The organism is Emergencia sp., from assembly GCF_048465375.1.
Lineage (GTDB): Bacteria > Bacillota > Clostridia > Peptostreptococcales > Anaerovoracaceae > Senimuribacter.
Window position 1 is genome coordinate 113,400 of sequence record NZ_DBFWLQ010000018.1, and the last position, 15,406, is coordinate 128,805.

A 15,406-nucleotide genomic window follows, 5' to 3' on the forward strand; every position below is an offset into this window, starting at 1 on the left:
TCTCTTTCTATTCTACTCTGTTCGGACAATTTCTTCTGGTGCAGTGCTTGCAGTCGTGAGTGCAGTCTCCCATATACTGTCCGCCGTTTTCCGTCTGCGCTGCCCATTTACCCTTGATGCCGCCGCCCTGGCGCATCTCTGCCTTTTCATCCGCATCCGCCAGCGCCGCTTTTCTTGCGGCTTCTAGTTCTTCCGCACTGGCCCCGCCAATGGTCTCTTCCTCCTTAAAGGCTGTCATATCGTAGCCCATGGCCTCACATTCCTCAATGTGTTTCCTGTATTCTTCCTCTTTCGCTTTTGCTTCTGCCAATTCACGATCCACATCCGCCATAAACTTCGCGTTTACCGTAAACTCCTGCTCTTTCTTTTCAGGAAATTTAAAGTCAAGGCTCTTTTCGAGAAGTCTGATGGCTGCTTCTCTGTACCTCTTTGATAAAACACCTAGGGAAGCCATGATGTAATCATTGTCTACCAAAATCTTAGCATGTTCCGTTGGGAACAGCATCATGCCAGTCTCGTTGTGCTTTGCAATCCCTTCCATCAACTCTACTCTGTGGGGCAGTCTCGTCAAAGCGCCGCCCGTACCGACGATGTATTTCACTTGCGTCAGATCTTTTCCTTCTGCCACTGTACTTCTGCCAGATGGGCCATAGATATATCTGATAATGCCCGCGTGGCGTTCTACTGCCTTAAGAACAGCTTCTTTCGTCAGCCGTTCTACCAGCTTGAACTCATCTTCTGTTTTCGGAATTGCTACGTAGCTTTCTAAGGTTTTCTCTAAATCGATGCCCATCTTCTCACAGTCTTTTTTCATCTGCTCTTCTCCGATGGACTCGATGACTTTCATCCTGTTGACATAAACGCCCAGATCACCTTCTACCGTCCGCTTTGCTTTTGGTTCTGGTGCAATCATGATTCTGGCGATTTTATCCGATTCCGTTGCCACAGAATGCAAGTCTGTGGTCGCACCGCCTACGTCTAAAACAATCAAATCACCTAAACAGTCATAGAGCAGTTTGGTGCACTCCATGACTGCGCCCGGTGTCGGAATAATTGGTCCGTTGACCATATCTCTCACATGTTCCATACCCGGCGCGTGGATGATATGTTCTTCAAAGGCATCTTGAATCACCTTTCTGCATGGTTCTACGTTGAGGTCGTCAATCTTTGGATACACGTTCTCTACATTATATAGCTTCTGCCCGCTCTCCTCATCGAAAATCAACTTCATCTCTTCCTGGTTTTCAATATTTCCAGCGTAGATAATCGGGGTATTCAGTCCCAGAGCACGGATCTTCTCAGCATTGTCCAATGCCGTATCTCTCTCTCCGTAATCAACGCCACCGGCAATCAAAATCAGGTTTGGTTTGATTTCCTTGATTTTGGCTAAATCTGTCCTTCTCAGTTTTCCAGCTGTAATATAGTGAATAATGCCTCCCGCTCCCAGGGCAGCTTCCTTAGCGGCTTTGGCTGTCATGTCATACACGAGACCGTGCACGGTCATCTTTAAGCCCCCTGCCGCCGAAGAGGTTGCCAGCATCTCGTCATATTCCAGACTGTCAATGTTCATCTTCTTGCAGAGATCGTCAACGGCGCCCTGCAGGCCGATTCTCACATCGCCATCAAGAACCGATGTCGGCGCCTGTCCCTGAGCCCAAAAGATGGGGTTGTCAGTATTCAAATCTTTAAAAGCGTTTACAACTGTGGTTGTCGAGCCGATTTCGGCTACTAATACGTCTACTTTCATCTTATCACCTCTATTTATTGGATATTTCCTATTCTATAACTACAGTGGAAACCAATTGCCGGTTGCCGTTGCAACCAGCTTTCCACTTTCTTCGCAAATCATCTCTCCCCGCAATCTGATGATACTTCGGCCATTCTTTACAATATAAGTGTGTATGATGGCGTGGGAATCGCTGTCAAGGGGACGCAGAAAGGATACATTCAGATCCACGGTGGTGGCTTCACGCCATCCTGCCGCAAATACGGCCGTCAATCCTATGGCAGAATCAAACATACTGCCGATGATTCCTCCGTGGACGTCGCCTCTCTCGTTCTTCTGCCAGGGCTGGGCCGGAAAGCGATGGGATATTCTCTGTTCCTCAAAATCACAGCCGTAAAACTCTCTTTCCAGTTTTCTGTCGAAGGGGCTGTCGTCTTCGTATTCTTCCTCAAATCTGAGAACTTCCTGTTCCCATTGTTCTTTGTTCATAGTTAACCTCTTCTAAAAATATTTCACATAAAAATACATCTCTGCCGGCGCATATCCCACTGCCGTATAAAACTCCCTGGCATTGGGATTGGTTGCTTCGGAATGAAACTGTATTCTCTTACAGCCTAATTCTTTAGCAAATTCTTCTACATATTCCAAGGTTTTTCTGCCATAGCCTTTTCCTCGATGCGCTTCTCTGATAAACAAGTCATCCAGATAAAGTGCTTTGCCGTGAGACCAAACGCTGAAGATCGTCATAAGATTGGCAAAGCCAACAGGCTCTCCATCTTCTTCAAAGATCAGCAGGCTGATCAGTTCCGGGGAAGACAGTGCTTCCTCAAAGGTCTGGGCAAACCGCTGATCGCTCACCTTGTTAATCCCATTCCACAAATCATCATCCTGACTCTCATAGGCGATGAACTCCCTGTTCAGCTTAATCCAAAGGTCTACGTCCTTTTTTTCACACTTCCTGTAAGTAAACATGTTACACCTCTGCAACAATTCTGCATGGCAAACCTGTCATTCCCTCATAATTCATAGGGTAGGTGTGAATGACAAACGCTTTCTCCTTTGGCAGATCCGCTAAATGATCCATGTTCTCTATGATGAACGTGCCTTTTTCTGCACATCTCTGATCCGTCGGCGTGTGTTCATTTCCCCTTCTCACGCCTGCGAAGTCGACACCGATCAATGAAACCCCCTTTGCCAGCAGCTGATCGATCAAATTCATTGACAACTGCGGATGCTTCACAAAGTAGGCTTTGGACCCATACCCTTCTTTTCTCATATACCCGGAATAAAAGCAGACGAACATCTCTTTTTTTACCAAGGACAAATTGACAGACTGATCGCTGATTTCTATATCCGCAGGTATATCACTCACATCATAACAAATTCCTATGCGTTTAGTATAATCCAAGGGGAAGTCTTTGTCCATCACATCAAAGTGGGTTCCCAGATGACCCACTAAGGCCTTTTTCTCGTTCCCTTGCGCATCTGTTACCATTTTGGGCGTGATCTTTAAGGTTACATCTATTAACATTCACTGCTCTCCTTTCAAACAATCAATTTGCACAAAAGCCAAAAAGCCTCTCTGAAAATTGATTCATCAAGTGACCGCACCACTCTGCTAATTTAAAAGAGGGCGGGCTGACTGCCCGCCCCAATTAGGCTTCATTTACCTTTTTCTATGAAGTGCTCTCTTTTGTCCTGTAAAAACGACGACTCCAGGTCAAAAGTTCACAGGGCGCTATGGGCGCAAAGCCATAAGCGCAAAAGGCAGCGTTCGCAAAGCTCACTCCTACAGTCGCTTCGCTCCTTCCGCTGTCCGTTTTGCCGCTCCGGCTAAAGCCGGGGCAAAAAGGCAACGTTCGCAAAGCTTACTCTTCGCCGCGGCGTCTCTTAGCCTCTTCGCAGAGGAATGTAGCTACGTCGATACCGTGGGAGTCTCTTCCGAATCCAGCGTCGATACCAGTCTTCACAGCGTCCTCAGGAATTACCTGGGTTCCGCCTGCACAGATGATAACCTTATCTCTGATACCTTTTTCCACTGCCAGATCGTTGATTCTCTTCATGTTCTTGTAGTGAATGTTGTCGTGAGAAATGATCGTTGAAGCGAGGATTGCGTCAGCGTTCAATTCTACAGCAGCATCAACCAGCTTTTCTACTGGAACGGAAGTACCGAGGTAGTTTACCTTGATTCCCCATTTTTCGATTCCGCCGTGCTTGATGTTGATGATCTCACGAAGTCCTACGGAGTGTTCGTCTTCGCCGACAGTTCCGCAAACGACTACCATGTCATGATTCTGGAATTCATCATACAGAGTCTTGTCGTCCAGGTGATGTGGTTCAGGTGGAATCTCCAGGTTAGAAGGATCTACGTCGAAGGTCAGTTTACCCTTCATCTCGATTCTAGTTCCTTCTGCTTCCTGCATCACTTCTTTGCTTGTTACTACAGGTTCTTCCAGACCTAACTTCTTACCGATTTCAACAGCTGCAGCTTCAGCAGTTCTAGCGTTGGCTGGAATCATCATGGTAATCATGATTGTTCCGTCAGCACACCATTCCATTTCTGGCTTGATTGCTTCGCCGTCCAGATATTTTTTCACTTTTTCAAGTCTTGTATTTACATTGTCTTCTTCATCCAGTTCATCGATGAATACGATCTTGCTTCTGTCTTCGAAAGTACATCCGCCGATCAGTGCTGCTGGATCCGCAGGATCTCCGCCGTACTGCTCTACGTTATTATATCCAAAGTGAGCTGTAACAGGAGCCATGTAATCGTCTTCTCTCTCGAAGATGTATCCATAACCTACGCCGCCTTCTGGATTTCTAGCGATGCCGTCACCGTTTCTTTCTGGATATTTAGCGGAGTCAACAAAGAATCCTTCTTTGACAGCCTGGAAGTATCCACCTACTTCGATGATTTCTTCCATGAACAGGCATGCTCTCTCTTTGATGTCTCTAGCATTCTCTCTCAGAGGTCCGTCTTTCTTCAGTTCAACCATTTCCATCAGACCATCCATGCCGATGAGAGCCTGTTTTGCGTTGTCGCAGGCTTCCATGTTGTAGATGTGCCAAGGAACGTTTCTTCCTTCGTCCGGAGTAATTGTGGATTGGATGTCAGCGCTTGTCAGCTTGGAGATGAACATGTTCATTACGTGAGTAACTGTTGCTTCTCTTACTGATGAGCAGATGTATTTTGTATTCTGCTGTGCTCTCATCTTATATCTTCCACAGATGTCTCGGAGTGCTACTGCATAAGGCAGATCCAGGTACATGCAAGGTGCCGGAGTAGCTGAAGGAGGTACTGTAGATAATGCGATGTTTTCTGGTTTGATACCAACTTTTTCTGAGAACAGGGAGTTGATAGCGTGCTGAACGATCAGTTCAGGCATTACCTTCCATGCTTCTCTTGCAGTTGCGTTAGCGTTATGTGCACCGTCAATCTGCAAAATGTCAGCCCATGCTAAGATCTTCTTTGATTCGCAGGCGTCTACGAAAGATCTTACGCAGTTGATGTCTCTGTAAAGTACGTTGTACTGAGGGTCCTGGTGAGCGCCGTTGATGCCTTCTTCAGCAAACATAACAGCAACGTCAGGTCCAGCAACGCCGGAAACATAGGAATGATAGTTGATTGGACGACCAACTTCATCTTCGATGATGTCCAGAGCCTTTCTCTGTGCTCTGACCTGTTTTCTAGTTACAGGAATACCGCCGATACCCTGTGGAGTACCTTCCATCAGTCCGTCGATATGGGACTGACCCATATGTCTGATAACCATGATATGGTCAGCGCCATGCCAAGCAGCCATTCTCATTCTTCTGATATCGTCTTCAAATCTGCCGGAAGCGATTTCAGTGGTGATAACTGGAAGCGGCTGTGGGTCAATGTTCTCAAAGAACTTTGCAGGCGGAAGGCCAACGCTGTTCTTCAGAGGTTCGGAAACGTCATGGAACTCAAAAGGTCCCATCTTTAGATTTGGAGCTGGTTTTCGCCAAACCCATCCTTTTCTTCTCGGTTCATATTTGTCGAGGTCTTTCAAGATGTTTCTAACATCCAATTTTTCATTTGGTTTTAAAATCATGTCTGCCATCTTTATTTACCTCCTTTGAACATTGCAGTTACTTCATCCCAGCATTCACCTTTTGCCAGTAATTCACTTGCTTCTCTGATGGAGATGTTCTTCTCTTTTGATAATTTGTATACAACATGGCCAGTTCCGTGACCCATAAGTCCTCTGTCCATGCATCCTTCTACGATCTTCTGTGTATCTAATGAGGATACGCCCATTCTCAGCAATACTGCTCTTTCTACGGAAGGAGTAGTGTTCTTTCTTCCGAGGTCAAGAAGAGGTTCAACAACCTGTTCTGTCAGTTCCCAGAATCTGTTGTAAAGTTCTTCGTCAGAAAGATTAGCAATATGCTTTCTTCTTTCTTGGAAATCGTCTGCTCTTTTCATTCTTTTTCTCCTTTATACTAAAGTCCTAAAGTTTTCTTTACGAAATCTGCATTTGTTTTTGTTTCTTCAGCTAAGAACTGGATGTCGGAATCACTTGGATTTGTGATGCCGGCTCTCTTACAAGCCTTGTTGATCAGAGATCTTCTGAAACGATCGATATCAGCATCTTCGCACTTGATAAAGCTTGGATCCTTAGGGAATACGATGTTTTCTCCTGGTTTGTCTTCCTTCTGTGGATCGCCGAATTTGAATTCAATTCCGTTTTCTCTTGCGAAGGAAAGCTGTGGCTGGATGTGTTTGCCAGCGCCTGTGTATTCAGTTTCACTGATTACGAGAACTGCATCTTCTGGTAGTTCCTGAGCCAGTGAGAATGCCGCTGCAAGCGCAGTATTTCCTGCAGGTCCTCTTTCGATACCTTCCAGGTTTGCCAGCGCTTCTGTCATGTACATAACTTCACCCTGTTTTACTGTAACATAACGATCCATGTAACGAAGCGGTCTAGCTGCGGAACGAGGAACGTCTGAGTGGTCAGGATCTGTTGCATAAGGTACGCCGAATCCAGTGTGTCCTGTTGTGCATGACTTCTTGTTGAACTGTTCGTCAGAAGCCATATGTAATCCAGTCAAGTCGATGGAAGCGGAAACCATCTGTGTATCAACACAGCCAGCCTTCAGCAATCCACGAGCTGTACCAGTCATCATACCACCGCCAGCATTTGTGCAGACGACCATATCCGGGTCTTTGCCAACGATTTCGCGGCACTGCATTGCGATTTCATATCCCAGTGTTTCTACACCTGCGATACCAAATGGTGAGTAAAGGGAAGCGTTGAAATATCCTGTGTCTTCCAAAACAGAAAGGAAGGAATAGAATAATTCAGGTCCTACAGTCAGTTGCAGGACTTCTGCGCCGTAAGCTTCACACTTTCTTGCTTTTTCAACGATTTCCGGCTGTCCAACTCCGTGAGAGTCGTAGCATTCCTGTACGATGATGCATTCCAATCCCTGCATTGCTGCCTGGGATGCAACTGCTGCACCATAGTTACCGGAAGTTGCAGCCATAACACCTTTGTATCCTAACTTCTTCGCATGAGCAACTGCGCAGGCAGCTCTTCTTGCTTTAAAGCTTCCTGAAGCATTTGCAGCTTCATCCTTTGCAAAAATTCTTGCACCATATCCCGGCTTTGCATACTTTCTGGAAAGTGCGGATAAGTTCCTCAACTCGATCAGTGGTGTATTACCAACTGCTGTTCTTGACTGAATCTTTGCGACTTCTTCCAAAGTGTAGCCAGTAGATTTCATCAGTGCTTCATAGTCGAATGCAATGGTGCCAGACTCAAACTCGTTGTAGTCCAGTCCCAGTGCCTTTTTCATAATATCATTTGATCTCGCCATTACGGAATCGTAATCTTTTGCTAATGCCATTATTTGTCACCTCCAAACATAATCTCTCTCAGCTGCTTGTCGATCTCGATGATCTCAGGGACAAATTTGCCGTAGCTATGAGTATAGTAAGGGCCAACTTCAATCAGAGTTCCTTTTTCTGTACGGTTCGCTGCTGTTACTACAGTTACTTCATCTCCGATTTCTGCATCTTCCTGCAGAGTGCCTTTGGTCCACATTTCTAAGTCACATTTCTGTGTATCTTCAGGGATTTTAGCAGTTCTTTCTGCAGCCTTTAAAACTACAGAATGAATGCGCACCCAATCGCCTTTTTTTGCCATTTCTACCTCCAAATTTTTTGTTACTTGACGCAGATTGTCAGGGCACCCCCAGCCGAAACTAAGCGTGCCCTGATATCTTTCTATTTGTTAATTATTTTACGATTTTCTTGTCTGGGCAGATTCTGTCTCTTACGTCACCCATTAAAGCTCTTGGAATAGGAAGAGTGATCATAGTGTGAAGTCCTGGTTCTGCATTGATAACCTGCGGAATCATGTTTGCACACATTGCGATTGTTCCTAAGCCGCCTTCAACTTCTGGGCTGTTAACCATGTTAACTGCTGGAGTTCCTTCGATGATTACATAGTCACCAGTCTGAACGCCAACCTGTTCAGGTTCGATCTGCTGTGGATGCTCCATGCGGATTTCCATGCCGTTGCAAAGCTTAGCATCTGCTGTCATGGATACGCCTGCGCATGATCCTGCTGCAGCAAATCCATAAGGAGATTTTCTGTCAACATCAGTAGTAATCGGGCTCATGTCCTGAGCAAATTCTTCAACGGAAAGTCCCAGTCCTTCAGCCATCATTCCTACGGATTCAGCGAATCCTACGTGTCCAGCCATAGTTCCGTCTGCTTTTCTCTTCATGAATTCTTCAGGGCTGATGCCGATTCCCTGTTCTTCCATTACAGCTGGTCCGAACGGTGACAGTGAGTTAACTCTCTTGGAAAGGATGTGTTTTACGTCTGTCATGCATCCTGTCATAACTAATACTAACAGGTCCATGATGTGTCCTGGGTTGATACCAGTTCCGAGACAAGATACGCCGTTAGCTTTTGCAATCTTATCTAATTCTTCTGCCAGATCTGGGTTCTGTGCAGCAGGGTATGCCATCTCTTCAGCGGAAGTGATAACGTTGATTCCCTGTTCCATGATGAACTTCAGTCTAGGGAAAGCATTCTTTGTGAAAGAGTCTGTGCAGAGGATAACGATATCAGCAGCACCTGGTTTAATTACGTCTTCAGCAGCCTGAATCAGAACGTCTTCTCTGTCGCCTTTTTCAGTCTTTATGTAGTCAAACATGGAAGTACCGATTTTCTTGCCTCTTCCAGCAACGCCGACAATGTCAACACCTTTCTTCGTCAGAAGCATGTCTGCAACTCCGCCGCCCATTGCGCCAAGTCCCCAAATAATTACTTTTACATTTTCCATAAGTTTTCTCTCCTTTTTACATAAAAATTAATAAACATTAACCATTAGTTTTAAATTTTGCGTGGCTTGCACGCGATGCTTATATATAAAGCAACTTCTGTGCCAACGCTTTTTGTGTATACAACATACTTTAATTGCCAGTTTTTAATAAAAACAAACAAATTTCAGTCCATTTTTTGGTAAATATCACTAGATTACCAAAAAGTAATCACATAGATTTTAGGAACACTGTAACCATCAAAAATTAAGTGCAAATTTTCGGGCACTTTTAATGCAAATATATTTGCATTTCACCCTTTTATTCCGTACTTTTTCAGCTTATGCTGCAGGGTCTGCCGCTTGATCTTTAAAACTTCAGCAGTTTTCGAGATGTTTCCTCCCTCTGTAATCATAACCTCGCGGATGATTTCTTCCTCTAAATTGGCCAGATATTGATCGAGAGGCCCCTTTCTATCCCATTTTTCAACATCTGCTCCGATGGCTTTCACCTGCATCGGCATCTGCAGGAGCTTCTCCGTCAGCACATGCTCCGTATCTGCCATAGCGACAGACTGCATGATGACATTCTCCAGTTCCCTGACGTTGCCAGGATAATCATATTCGCAGAGCCTGTCCATGGCACCTTCTGACACCATCCATACTTCTTTCTCAAAGCGTTCATTGTGTTTTGCCAGAAGCTTTTCCGTCAAATGAGGGATATCATCCAACCTGTTGCGCAGTGGCGGAATTGCAATGCTCACAACATTTAAACGATAGTATAGATCCTTTCTCAGCTTTCCTTCTTCAATCAACTTCTCTGGGAATTCGTTGACTGTAGCAATGATTCGCACATCAATGGGGATATCAGTCGTTCCGCCCACGCGCCGGATATAATCCTCCTGCAGCACGCGGAGCAGCTTGCTCTGCAGCTCATACGGCATCGCGCTGATCTCGTCTAACAGCAGCGTGCCTCCGTTGGCCTGTTCAAACAATCCTGCTCGGTCAACCGCTCCAGTGAACCCACCCTTCGAGGTCCCGAACAAAATTCCCTCCAGCAGAGATTCTGGCAGAGCTGCGCAGTTCTGCGCCAGAAACGGTTTGTTCTTCCTGCGGCTGGCGTAGTGAATGCTCTGTGCAAAGAGTTCCTTTCCCGTTCCTGTTTCTCCGTAAATGAAAACCGATGCATTGTTGTCTGCGGCTCGTTTTGCCCGTTCAAGAACGGAAACAAACTGCGGGTTATTTCCTATTATATTATCGAAAGTATATTGCCTGATCTTCGGCTTTACCTCATGAGGTTCTATCTTTTTCTCCTGCAGCTTCAAAATCGTATCGCTCATAGAACGGATGTTGGTGATATCCTTGGCCACCTCTACTGCTGCAATGGTTCTGCCATTCTCAATGACTGGCACCGTGCTGTTAATCGTGGTAATTTCCTTGCCGTACAGGTTCTTATAGGTCTGCTGCTTGTTCTTCGTGGCTACGTTCTTCTTCAGTGCCTGGTACAGGGTACTCTCGTTCAGCCTGACCCCTGGAAACGCCTTATGAAACTCTTTCCCCATGACGTCTTCCATATTGATCTGCTCCATATCTGCCATAGCTCGATTATAAAACAGACCGATTCCATCCTGGTCTACTACATATACACCTGCGTCGATTAATTTGATTAATTCTTCGATAATTTTCTTATATCCTTCTGCGTTCAATAGCTTGTACCTCCCAAACGCTATGCGTATAATGGTTCTGCCCCAAATCTTTGATTTGGTTAGGCAGACCTTATGCTTTAACGCCCTGCAAACGTAGTGCGCAGCTAGGCGTTAGTCGTATGTCAAATACTATTTTACACTATTATTGAAGCATATGCAAATTATTTTGCATCTACATTTTTATTGAAAAACTGACAAATTTATTGTATATTGGTATTTGACTATTTGTTGTAAATGGAGGAATACTATGAGAATAAGAAAAGATCAAGAATTATTCGAAGAAAAAGACATAGAATTGATTGCAAGAGTTTCTGATGCGCTGGCCCATCCTGTCCGCTTGAAACTTTTCAGATATATTATGCAATGTAATAAGTCAATGGAAACAGTATGCAACAAAGATCTTGTGGCAAACTTTGATTACGCCCAGGCAACGATTTCACAGCATGTCAAAAAACTTGTCGACGCAGGTCTGATCGAGGTAAAAAAGCAAGACAAATTTTCTTATTATTATGCAAATTTAGGAGTTTTGATGCAATATATTGACATTACAAAAAAATATTCTATAATAGGGTGAATACAACAATTTATAGAGAAATTCGGAGGTACTTATGTCAAGACACATAAGATTATTTCCGGTTCAAATTCTGGCAATCGGTTTCGGCCTGCTTATCTTAATGGGAAGTATTATGCTCTCCTCCCCTCTCTGTAATAAGAGCGGCGAAAGCATTCCCTTTATCAACGGCTTGTTTACATCGACGTCGGCCACATGTGTAACCGGACTGGCAGTTTATGACACGTATACGCAATTTAACTTTTTAGGACAATTCATCATCATACTGCTCATACAAATCGGCGGCCTTGGATTCATGGGTATGGCTATGACCTTCTCCTTCTTAATCGGAAGCAAGATCACCATATTTCAGCGTTCTCTTCTGATGGAATCCATAGGCACACTCCATATTGGAGGCGTAGTAAAAACTATAAGGAGAATGCTCTTCGGTACTTTATTCTTTGAAGGACTGGGAGCATTAATTATTTCCTTTAAATTTATTCCCCAGGTTGGATTTTGGCAGGGACTTTGGTACGGCGTCTTTCATTCCGTATCTTCCTTCTGTAACGCGGGCTTTGATCTGCTGGGAAGATTTGATCCCGGAAGTTCCCTGACACAGTTTTCTGACGACCCCGTCCTGCTCATTACGGTCATGACGCTGATTGTCACCGGAGGTATCGGTTTTATCGTCTGGGGAGACATCGTGGATCACAAATTCCACTTCAGGAAATATGCGCTTCACTCCAAAATCATGTTGTTCTTTACATTTTCCATGATCTTGTTCGGAGCACTTGCTTTCTACTTTGTAGAGGGGTCCAATTCTTTCGGGGAAATGCCCACTGCAGATAAGGTTCTCAATTCTTTCTTTGCATCTGTTTCGCCGAGAACTGCCGGCTTCGCTTCCGTGGATTATGCAGATATGTCAACTGCCGGCAGGTTTTTAACGATGTTTCTGATGTTTGTCGGCGCTGGCCCCGGCTCGACTGGCGGCGGTATCAAGCTGACTACCTTCGCGACTTTGCTTCTTTCCATGTACTCTTATGCAAAGCACTATCAGGATCTGAGTATTTTCAGACGCAGGCTGCCCGCAGAGGCCCAAAGAAAGGCGTTTTCGAGCATCGCTTCCTACGTTATGGCAGTCCTGTTGTGTACTTTTTGCCTATTAGTCGCAAATCCGTCGTTTACAGCTGAAAGCTGTCTCTTTGAATCTCTGTCCGCCATGGGAACGGTCGGACTGACTATGGGAATTACGCCCGCGCTAGGTACATTCTCAAAGCTGTGCCTCATCATTTTAATGTATTGCGGCAGACTGGGCAGTATCGCAGTCGCTATGGCGATCGCCAGAAGAAAGATTATACCGAAGATCAGTTATCCAGAAGAAAAGATCACAATCGGTTAATGATATAAAGGAGAAAATAAAATGCGTTCTATACTAATTATCGGCCTTGGACGTTTCGGCCGCCATCTTGCAACAAGCCTGGCAGATCTGGGCAACGAACTGATGGTTATCGACAAAAACGAAGCGGTAGTAAACAAGATAGCGCCTTATGTGACTTCAGCCCAAATCGGAGACTGTACAGACGAAGTGGTGTTGAAAGATTTAGGTGTCGCCAACTTTGATCTCTGCTTTGTCTGTATCAGTAATGACCTGGAGTCGTCTTTAGTCATCACCATGACTTTAAAGGAACTGGGTGCCCACAAGATTGTCACAAAGGTCAACCAGGATCTTCACGCCAAATTTCTGTTACAGAACGGTGCAGATGACGTCATTTATCCGGAGCGTGATATGGCCATCCGAACAGCTATGAAGTACAGCGCGCAGAACGCCTTTGACTATATCGAGCTGAGTAAGCATTACGGCATCTTTGAAATCGCAGCACCAAAGTCCTGGATCGGCCGCTCTCTGACCGAGATCAATGTAAGGAAAAAATATCATGTCAACGTTATCGCATACAAGTGCCACGATCAAATTCTTCCTCTCGACAAAGAGGAGTATTACTTTTCTGAGGATCAGCACTTGATTGTCGCGGGAGATAAAAAGAATTTCCACGAACTGATTGCGAAGAAATTATAAAGAATGAAAAATGCAGAGAGGAGGCTTTTACAGTCTCATCTTTTACTATAAATTTATATTATTATTTTATCATTTTTTATAATTTTACATTATCATATTGTTGTTTTATAATGCACTTACGATCAAATTTAGAAAGGAACAAAACACAATATGAATTTACTGAGAAAGAACGGACCGGGTATTTTGCTTTGCCTGGCTATCGCCATACCCTCTTGGTTTCTAGGCGGTGTATTTCCCATTATCGGCGGCGCCGTCATCGCGATACTGGCTGGCATGATTGTCACCCTATTTTTTAAGGATAAGGCTTCCTACGAGCCAGGCATCAAAATCGTATCAAAAAAAGTTCTGCAATGGGCAGTTATCTTATTAGGCTTCGGCATGGATCTCAATATCGTCCTCCAAACAGGGAAGCAATCCCTGCCGATTATCATATGCACGATATCGGTTTCACTGCTCATCGCCTACATTCTCCACAAAGCGATGAAGATTCCCACGAAGACCTCGGCTTTAATTGGCGTCGGCTCTTCCATTTGCGGCGGATCTGCTATCGCAGCAACGGCTCCGGTCATTGAAGCAGACGAAGAAGAAGTCGCTCAAGCAATTTCTGTCATCTTCTTTTTTAATGTCTTGGCAGCCCTGCTCTTCCCCGCTTTCGGGCAGCTGATAGGCTTTGACACTGGCTCCGGCGAAGCCTTCGGTATCTTTGCAGGGACAGCTGTGAATGACACTTCCTCTGTCACTGCTACAGCGGCCACCTGGGACAGCATGTGGAACCTGGGATCAGCCACTTTGGATAAGGCTGTGACCGTGAAGCTGACCAGAACCTTAGCCATCATTCCCATCACCCTCCTGCTAGCGTTCCTGCGCACAAGAAATGAGGAAAGCGAAAAGAAGGTTGCACTAAAACAGGTTTTTCCATTCTTCATCCTGTTTTTTATCGGCGCATCCATCATCACCACGACCGCCATCCACTTCGGACTTCCGGCCTCCTTCTTTGCGCCCATCAAAGAGCTGAGCAAGTTTTTCATCATCATGGCTATGGCAGCAATCGGACTGAACACCAACATCGTCAAGCTGGTTAAAAACGGCGGCAAGCCAATTGCCATGGGTGCATGCTGCTGGATTGGCATCACGGGTGTCAGCCTTATTTTGCAGAATTTCCTCGGCTTAGTATAGACTGGTTCCATTAAAAAAGTGCAGGCCCGCTTTCACAAAAGTGTGGTCTGCACTTTCACTTATACTTACTTTATGTCGTACATCTCTGGCACCCGGTTCTCATAAACCGCCAAGTCGTCCCTCATTTGCTTTTGATATGCCGTATCAATGCAGGTGAAAATGACGTCTTCTCTATCAGAAGCCTGCGCCAAAGGCAGACCGCAAGGGTCAATAATCTGGCTTCTGCCGAAACAGTGTTTGTTGTATTGATTGGCAGTCACAACATAAAGCACATGGTTCAGCGCTGCACCCCTGACCAGCAGATCCCATTGATCCTGCCGCGGGCGGTAAAACATGGCTGGAATCGCCAGCAGGTCGATGTCTTGCAAGGCCAAAGTTCTCAAATACTCGCAGAAGCGCACCTCATAGCAGATCGCCACACCCACTTTGCCACAGTCGAACTCGAAAATACCGTACCTTCTTCCCGCTGTCAGATAGTCTGACTCCTTACGATCAAGGGCATCGAAGAGGTGTACCTTGCTGTACTCTCCAAGCAAATTGCCGCCACGGTCTATAGCGAGGCAGGTATTGTAGAGTTTGCCATCTTTTTTCTGGGGAAAAGTTCCCGTTATCATATTGACTTGATGTGCAGCAGCGCAGCGGGAAAGTGTTTGATAGAAAGCACCTTCGAGAGGCTCACCAACAGTCTCTCTGTTTTTGTAAGTAGGGCTTTCATAGAAAAATTCAGGCAGACAGACGATGTCTGCCTGACCGTACTGCTGAAATCCTCTTTCAATGAGATCAAGTGCCCGCCTCAAGTTTTCCTCTTTATTCGGCGTCCATCCTACCTGGACTGCCATTACTTTGATCGTGCTCATTCGGTATTTCCCCCATTC

The 15,406-nt window shown here is 45.3% G+C and carries 15 protein-coding genes; 4 read left to right on the forward strand and 11 right to left on the reverse strand.

Annotated elements, in window-relative coordinates; all coding sequences use genetic code 11:
- Nucleotides 1-7: 7 nt before the first annotated feature.
- The 10 genes from ACMQ5W_RS12550 to ACMQ5W_RS12595 form a co-directional block, all read right to left on the reverse strand.
- A complete protein-coding gene (locus tag ACMQ5W_RS12550; RefSeq protein ID WP_419025462.1) occupies nucleotides 8-1,747 on the reverse strand; it encodes a GlmL-related ornithine degradation protein in 1,740 nt (579 codons plus the stop codon).
- 39 nt (nucleotides 1,748-1,786) lie between these two features.
- Nucleotides 1,787-2,215: a PaaI family thioesterase gene (locus ACMQ5W_RS12555; protein WP_419025463.1), complete on the reverse strand. Its 429-nt coding sequence runs from the start codon at nucleotides 2,213-2,215 to the stop codon at nucleotides 1,787-1,789.
- A gap of 12 nt (nucleotides 2,216-2,227) precedes the next feature.
- The gene (locus tag ACMQ5W_RS12560) at nucleotides 2,228-2,698 is read right to left on the reverse strand and encodes a GNAT family N-acetyltransferase (RefSeq protein ID WP_419025464.1); all 471 of its coding nucleotides are present in this window, start codon (nucleotides 2,696-2,698) and stop codon (nucleotides 2,228-2,230) included.
- Nucleotide 2,699: 1 nt separating this feature from the next.
- A complete protein-coding gene (locus ACMQ5W_RS12565; protein WP_419025465.1) occupies nucleotides 2,700-3,257 on the reverse strand; it encodes a cyclase family protein in 558 nt (185 codons plus the stop codon).
- Between the two features lie 337 nt (nucleotides 3,258-3,594).
- Entirely contained in the window at nucleotides 3,595-5,802 is a 2,208-nt protein-coding gene (oraE, locus tag ACMQ5W_RS12570; protein WP_419025481.1) for a D-ornithine 4,5-aminomutase subunit OraE, read from the reverse strand.
- 11 nt (nucleotides 5,803-5,813) lie between these two features.
- Complete coding sequence (locus ACMQ5W_RS12575) at nucleotides 5,814-6,176, reverse strand: ornithine aminomutase subunit alpha (RefSeq protein ID WP_067533409.1); 363 nt, start codon at nucleotides 6,174-6,176, stop codon at nucleotides 5,814-5,816.
- A 17-nt stretch (nucleotides 6,177-6,193) separates the two neighbouring features.
- Nucleotides 6,194-7,600 (reverse strand): 2-amino-4-oxopentanoate thiolase subunit OrtB, encoded by a 1,407-nt coding sequence (gene ortB / locus ACMQ5W_RS12580; protein WP_148494480.1) that lies wholly within the window; start codon nucleotides 7,598-7,600, stop codon nucleotides 6,194-6,196.
- Nucleotides 7,600-7,899, reverse strand: a complete 300-nt coding sequence (gene ortA, locus ACMQ5W_RS12585) for a 2-amino-4-oxopentanoate thiolase subunit OrtA (RefSeq protein ID WP_067533415.1) — start codon at nucleotides 7,897-7,899, stop codon at nucleotides 7,600-7,602. Before ortA ends, ortB begins: the two co-directional genes overlap by 1 nt.
- Before the next feature lie 91 nt (nucleotides 7,900-7,990).
- A complete protein-coding gene (gene ord, locus ACMQ5W_RS12590; protein ID WP_419025466.1) occupies nucleotides 7,991-9,049 on the reverse strand; it encodes a 2,4-diaminopentanoate dehydrogenase in 1,059 nt (352 codons plus the stop codon).
- 290 nt (nucleotides 9,050-9,339) lie between these two features.
- Nucleotides 9,340-10,731 carry a sigma-54 interaction domain-containing protein gene (locus ACMQ5W_RS12595; RefSeq protein WP_148494483.1) on the reverse strand — a complete coding sequence of 464 codons (1,392 nt, stop codon included), beginning with the start codon at nucleotides 10,729-10,731 and terminating at the stop codon, nucleotides 9,340-9,342.
- 247 nt (nucleotides 10,732-10,978) lie between these two features.
- Here ACMQ5W_RS12595 and ACMQ5W_RS12600 point away from each other — a divergent pair, with 247 nt between their 5' ends.
- The 4 genes from ACMQ5W_RS12600 to ACMQ5W_RS12615 all read left to right on the forward strand — a co-directional run bounded on the left by ACMQ5W_RS12600 (nucleotide 10,979) and on the right by ACMQ5W_RS12615 (nucleotide 14,531).
- Nucleotides 10,979-11,305: an ArsR/SmtB family transcription factor gene (locus ACMQ5W_RS12600; protein ID WP_067533424.1), complete on the forward strand. Its 327-nt coding sequence runs from the start codon at nucleotides 10,979-10,981 to the stop codon at nucleotides 11,303-11,305.
- 34 nt (nucleotides 11,306-11,339) lie between these two features.
- Nucleotides 11,340-12,680, forward strand: coding sequence for a TrkH family potassium uptake protein (locus ACMQ5W_RS12605; protein WP_419025467.1), 1,341 nt, complete (start codon nucleotides 11,340-11,342; stop codon nucleotides 12,678-12,680).
- A 21-nt stretch (nucleotides 12,681-12,701) separates the two neighbouring features.
- Nucleotides 12,702-13,355 carry a potassium channel family protein gene (locus ACMQ5W_RS12610; RefSeq protein WP_419025468.1) on the forward strand — a complete coding sequence of 218 codons (654 nt, stop codon included), beginning with the start codon at nucleotides 12,702-12,704 and terminating at the stop codon, nucleotides 13,353-13,355.
- A 150-nt stretch (nucleotides 13,356-13,505) separates the two neighbouring features.
- Nucleotides 13,506-14,531, forward strand: coding sequence for a YeiH family protein (locus ACMQ5W_RS12615; protein WP_419025469.1), 1,026 nt, complete (start codon nucleotides 13,506-13,508; stop codon nucleotides 14,529-14,531).
- A gap of 65 nt (nucleotides 14,532-14,596) precedes the next feature.
- Here the strand turns inward: ACMQ5W_RS12615 and ACMQ5W_RS12620 are convergent, their stop codons facing one another.
- Nucleotides 14,597-15,388, reverse strand: a complete 792-nt coding sequence (locus tag ACMQ5W_RS12620) for a carbon-nitrogen hydrolase family protein (RefSeq protein ID WP_419025470.1) — start codon at nucleotides 15,386-15,388, stop codon at nucleotides 14,597-14,599.
- Between the last annotated feature and the right edge of the window lie 18 nt (nucleotides 15,389-15,406).

What these genes read in the sequence shown, in the direction of transcription:
- ACMQ5W_RS12550 (WP_419025462.1), bottom strand. Translation starts at nt 1,747, where the DNA reads ATGAAAGTAGACGTATTAGTAGCCGAAATCGGCTCGACAACCACAGTT.
- ACMQ5W_RS12555 (WP_419025463.1), bottom strand. Translation starts at nt 2,215, where the DNA reads ATGAACAAAGAACAATGGGAACAGGAAGTTCTCAGATTTGAGGAAGAA.
- ACMQ5W_RS12560 (WP_419025464.1), bottom strand. Translation starts at nt 2,698, where the DNA reads ATGTTTACTTACAGGAAGTGTGAAAAAAAGGACGTAGACCTTTGGATT.
- ACMQ5W_RS12565 (WP_419025465.1), bottom strand. Translation starts at nt 3,257, where the DNA reads ATGTTAATAGATGTAACCTTAAAGATCACGCCCAAAATGGTAACAGAT.
- oraE (WP_419025481.1), bottom strand. Translation starts at nt 5,802, where the DNA reads ATGATTTTAAAACCAAATGAAAAATTGGATGTTAGAAACATCTTGAAA.
- ACMQ5W_RS12575 (WP_067533409.1), bottom strand. Translation starts at nt 6,176, where the DNA reads ATGAAAAGAGCAGACGATTTCCAAGAAAGAAGAAAGCATATTGCTAAT.
- ortB (WP_148494480.1), bottom strand. Translation starts at nt 7,600, where the DNA reads ATGGCATTAGCAAAAGATTACGATTCCGTAATGGCGAGATCAAATGAT.
- ortA (WP_067533415.1), bottom strand. Translation starts at nt 7,899, where the DNA reads ATGGCAAAAAAAGGCGATTGGGTGCGCATTCATTCTGTAGTTTTAAAG.
- ord (WP_419025466.1), bottom strand. Translation starts at nt 9,049, where the DNA reads ATGGAAAATGTAAAAGTAATTATTTGGGGACTTGGCGCAATGGGCGGC.
- ACMQ5W_RS12600 (WP_067533424.1), top strand. Translation starts at nt 10,979, where the DNA reads ATGAGAATAAGAAAAGATCAAGAATTATTCGAAGAAAAAGACATAGAA.
- ACMQ5W_RS12605 (WP_419025467.1), top strand. Translation starts at nt 11,340, where the DNA reads ATGTCAAGACACATAAGATTATTTCCGGTTCAAATTCTGGCAATCGGT.
- ACMQ5W_RS12610 (WP_419025468.1), top strand. Translation starts at nt 12,702, where the DNA reads ATGCGTTCTATACTAATTATCGGCCTTGGACGTTTCGGCCGCCATCTT.
- ACMQ5W_RS12615 (WP_419025469.1), top strand. Translation starts at nt 13,506, where the DNA reads ATGAATTTACTGAGAAAGAACGGACCGGGTATTTTGCTTTGCCTGGCT.
- ACMQ5W_RS12620 (WP_419025470.1), bottom strand. Translation starts at nt 15,388, where the DNA reads ATGAGCACGATCAAAGTAATGGCAGTCCAGGTAGGATGGACGCCGAAT.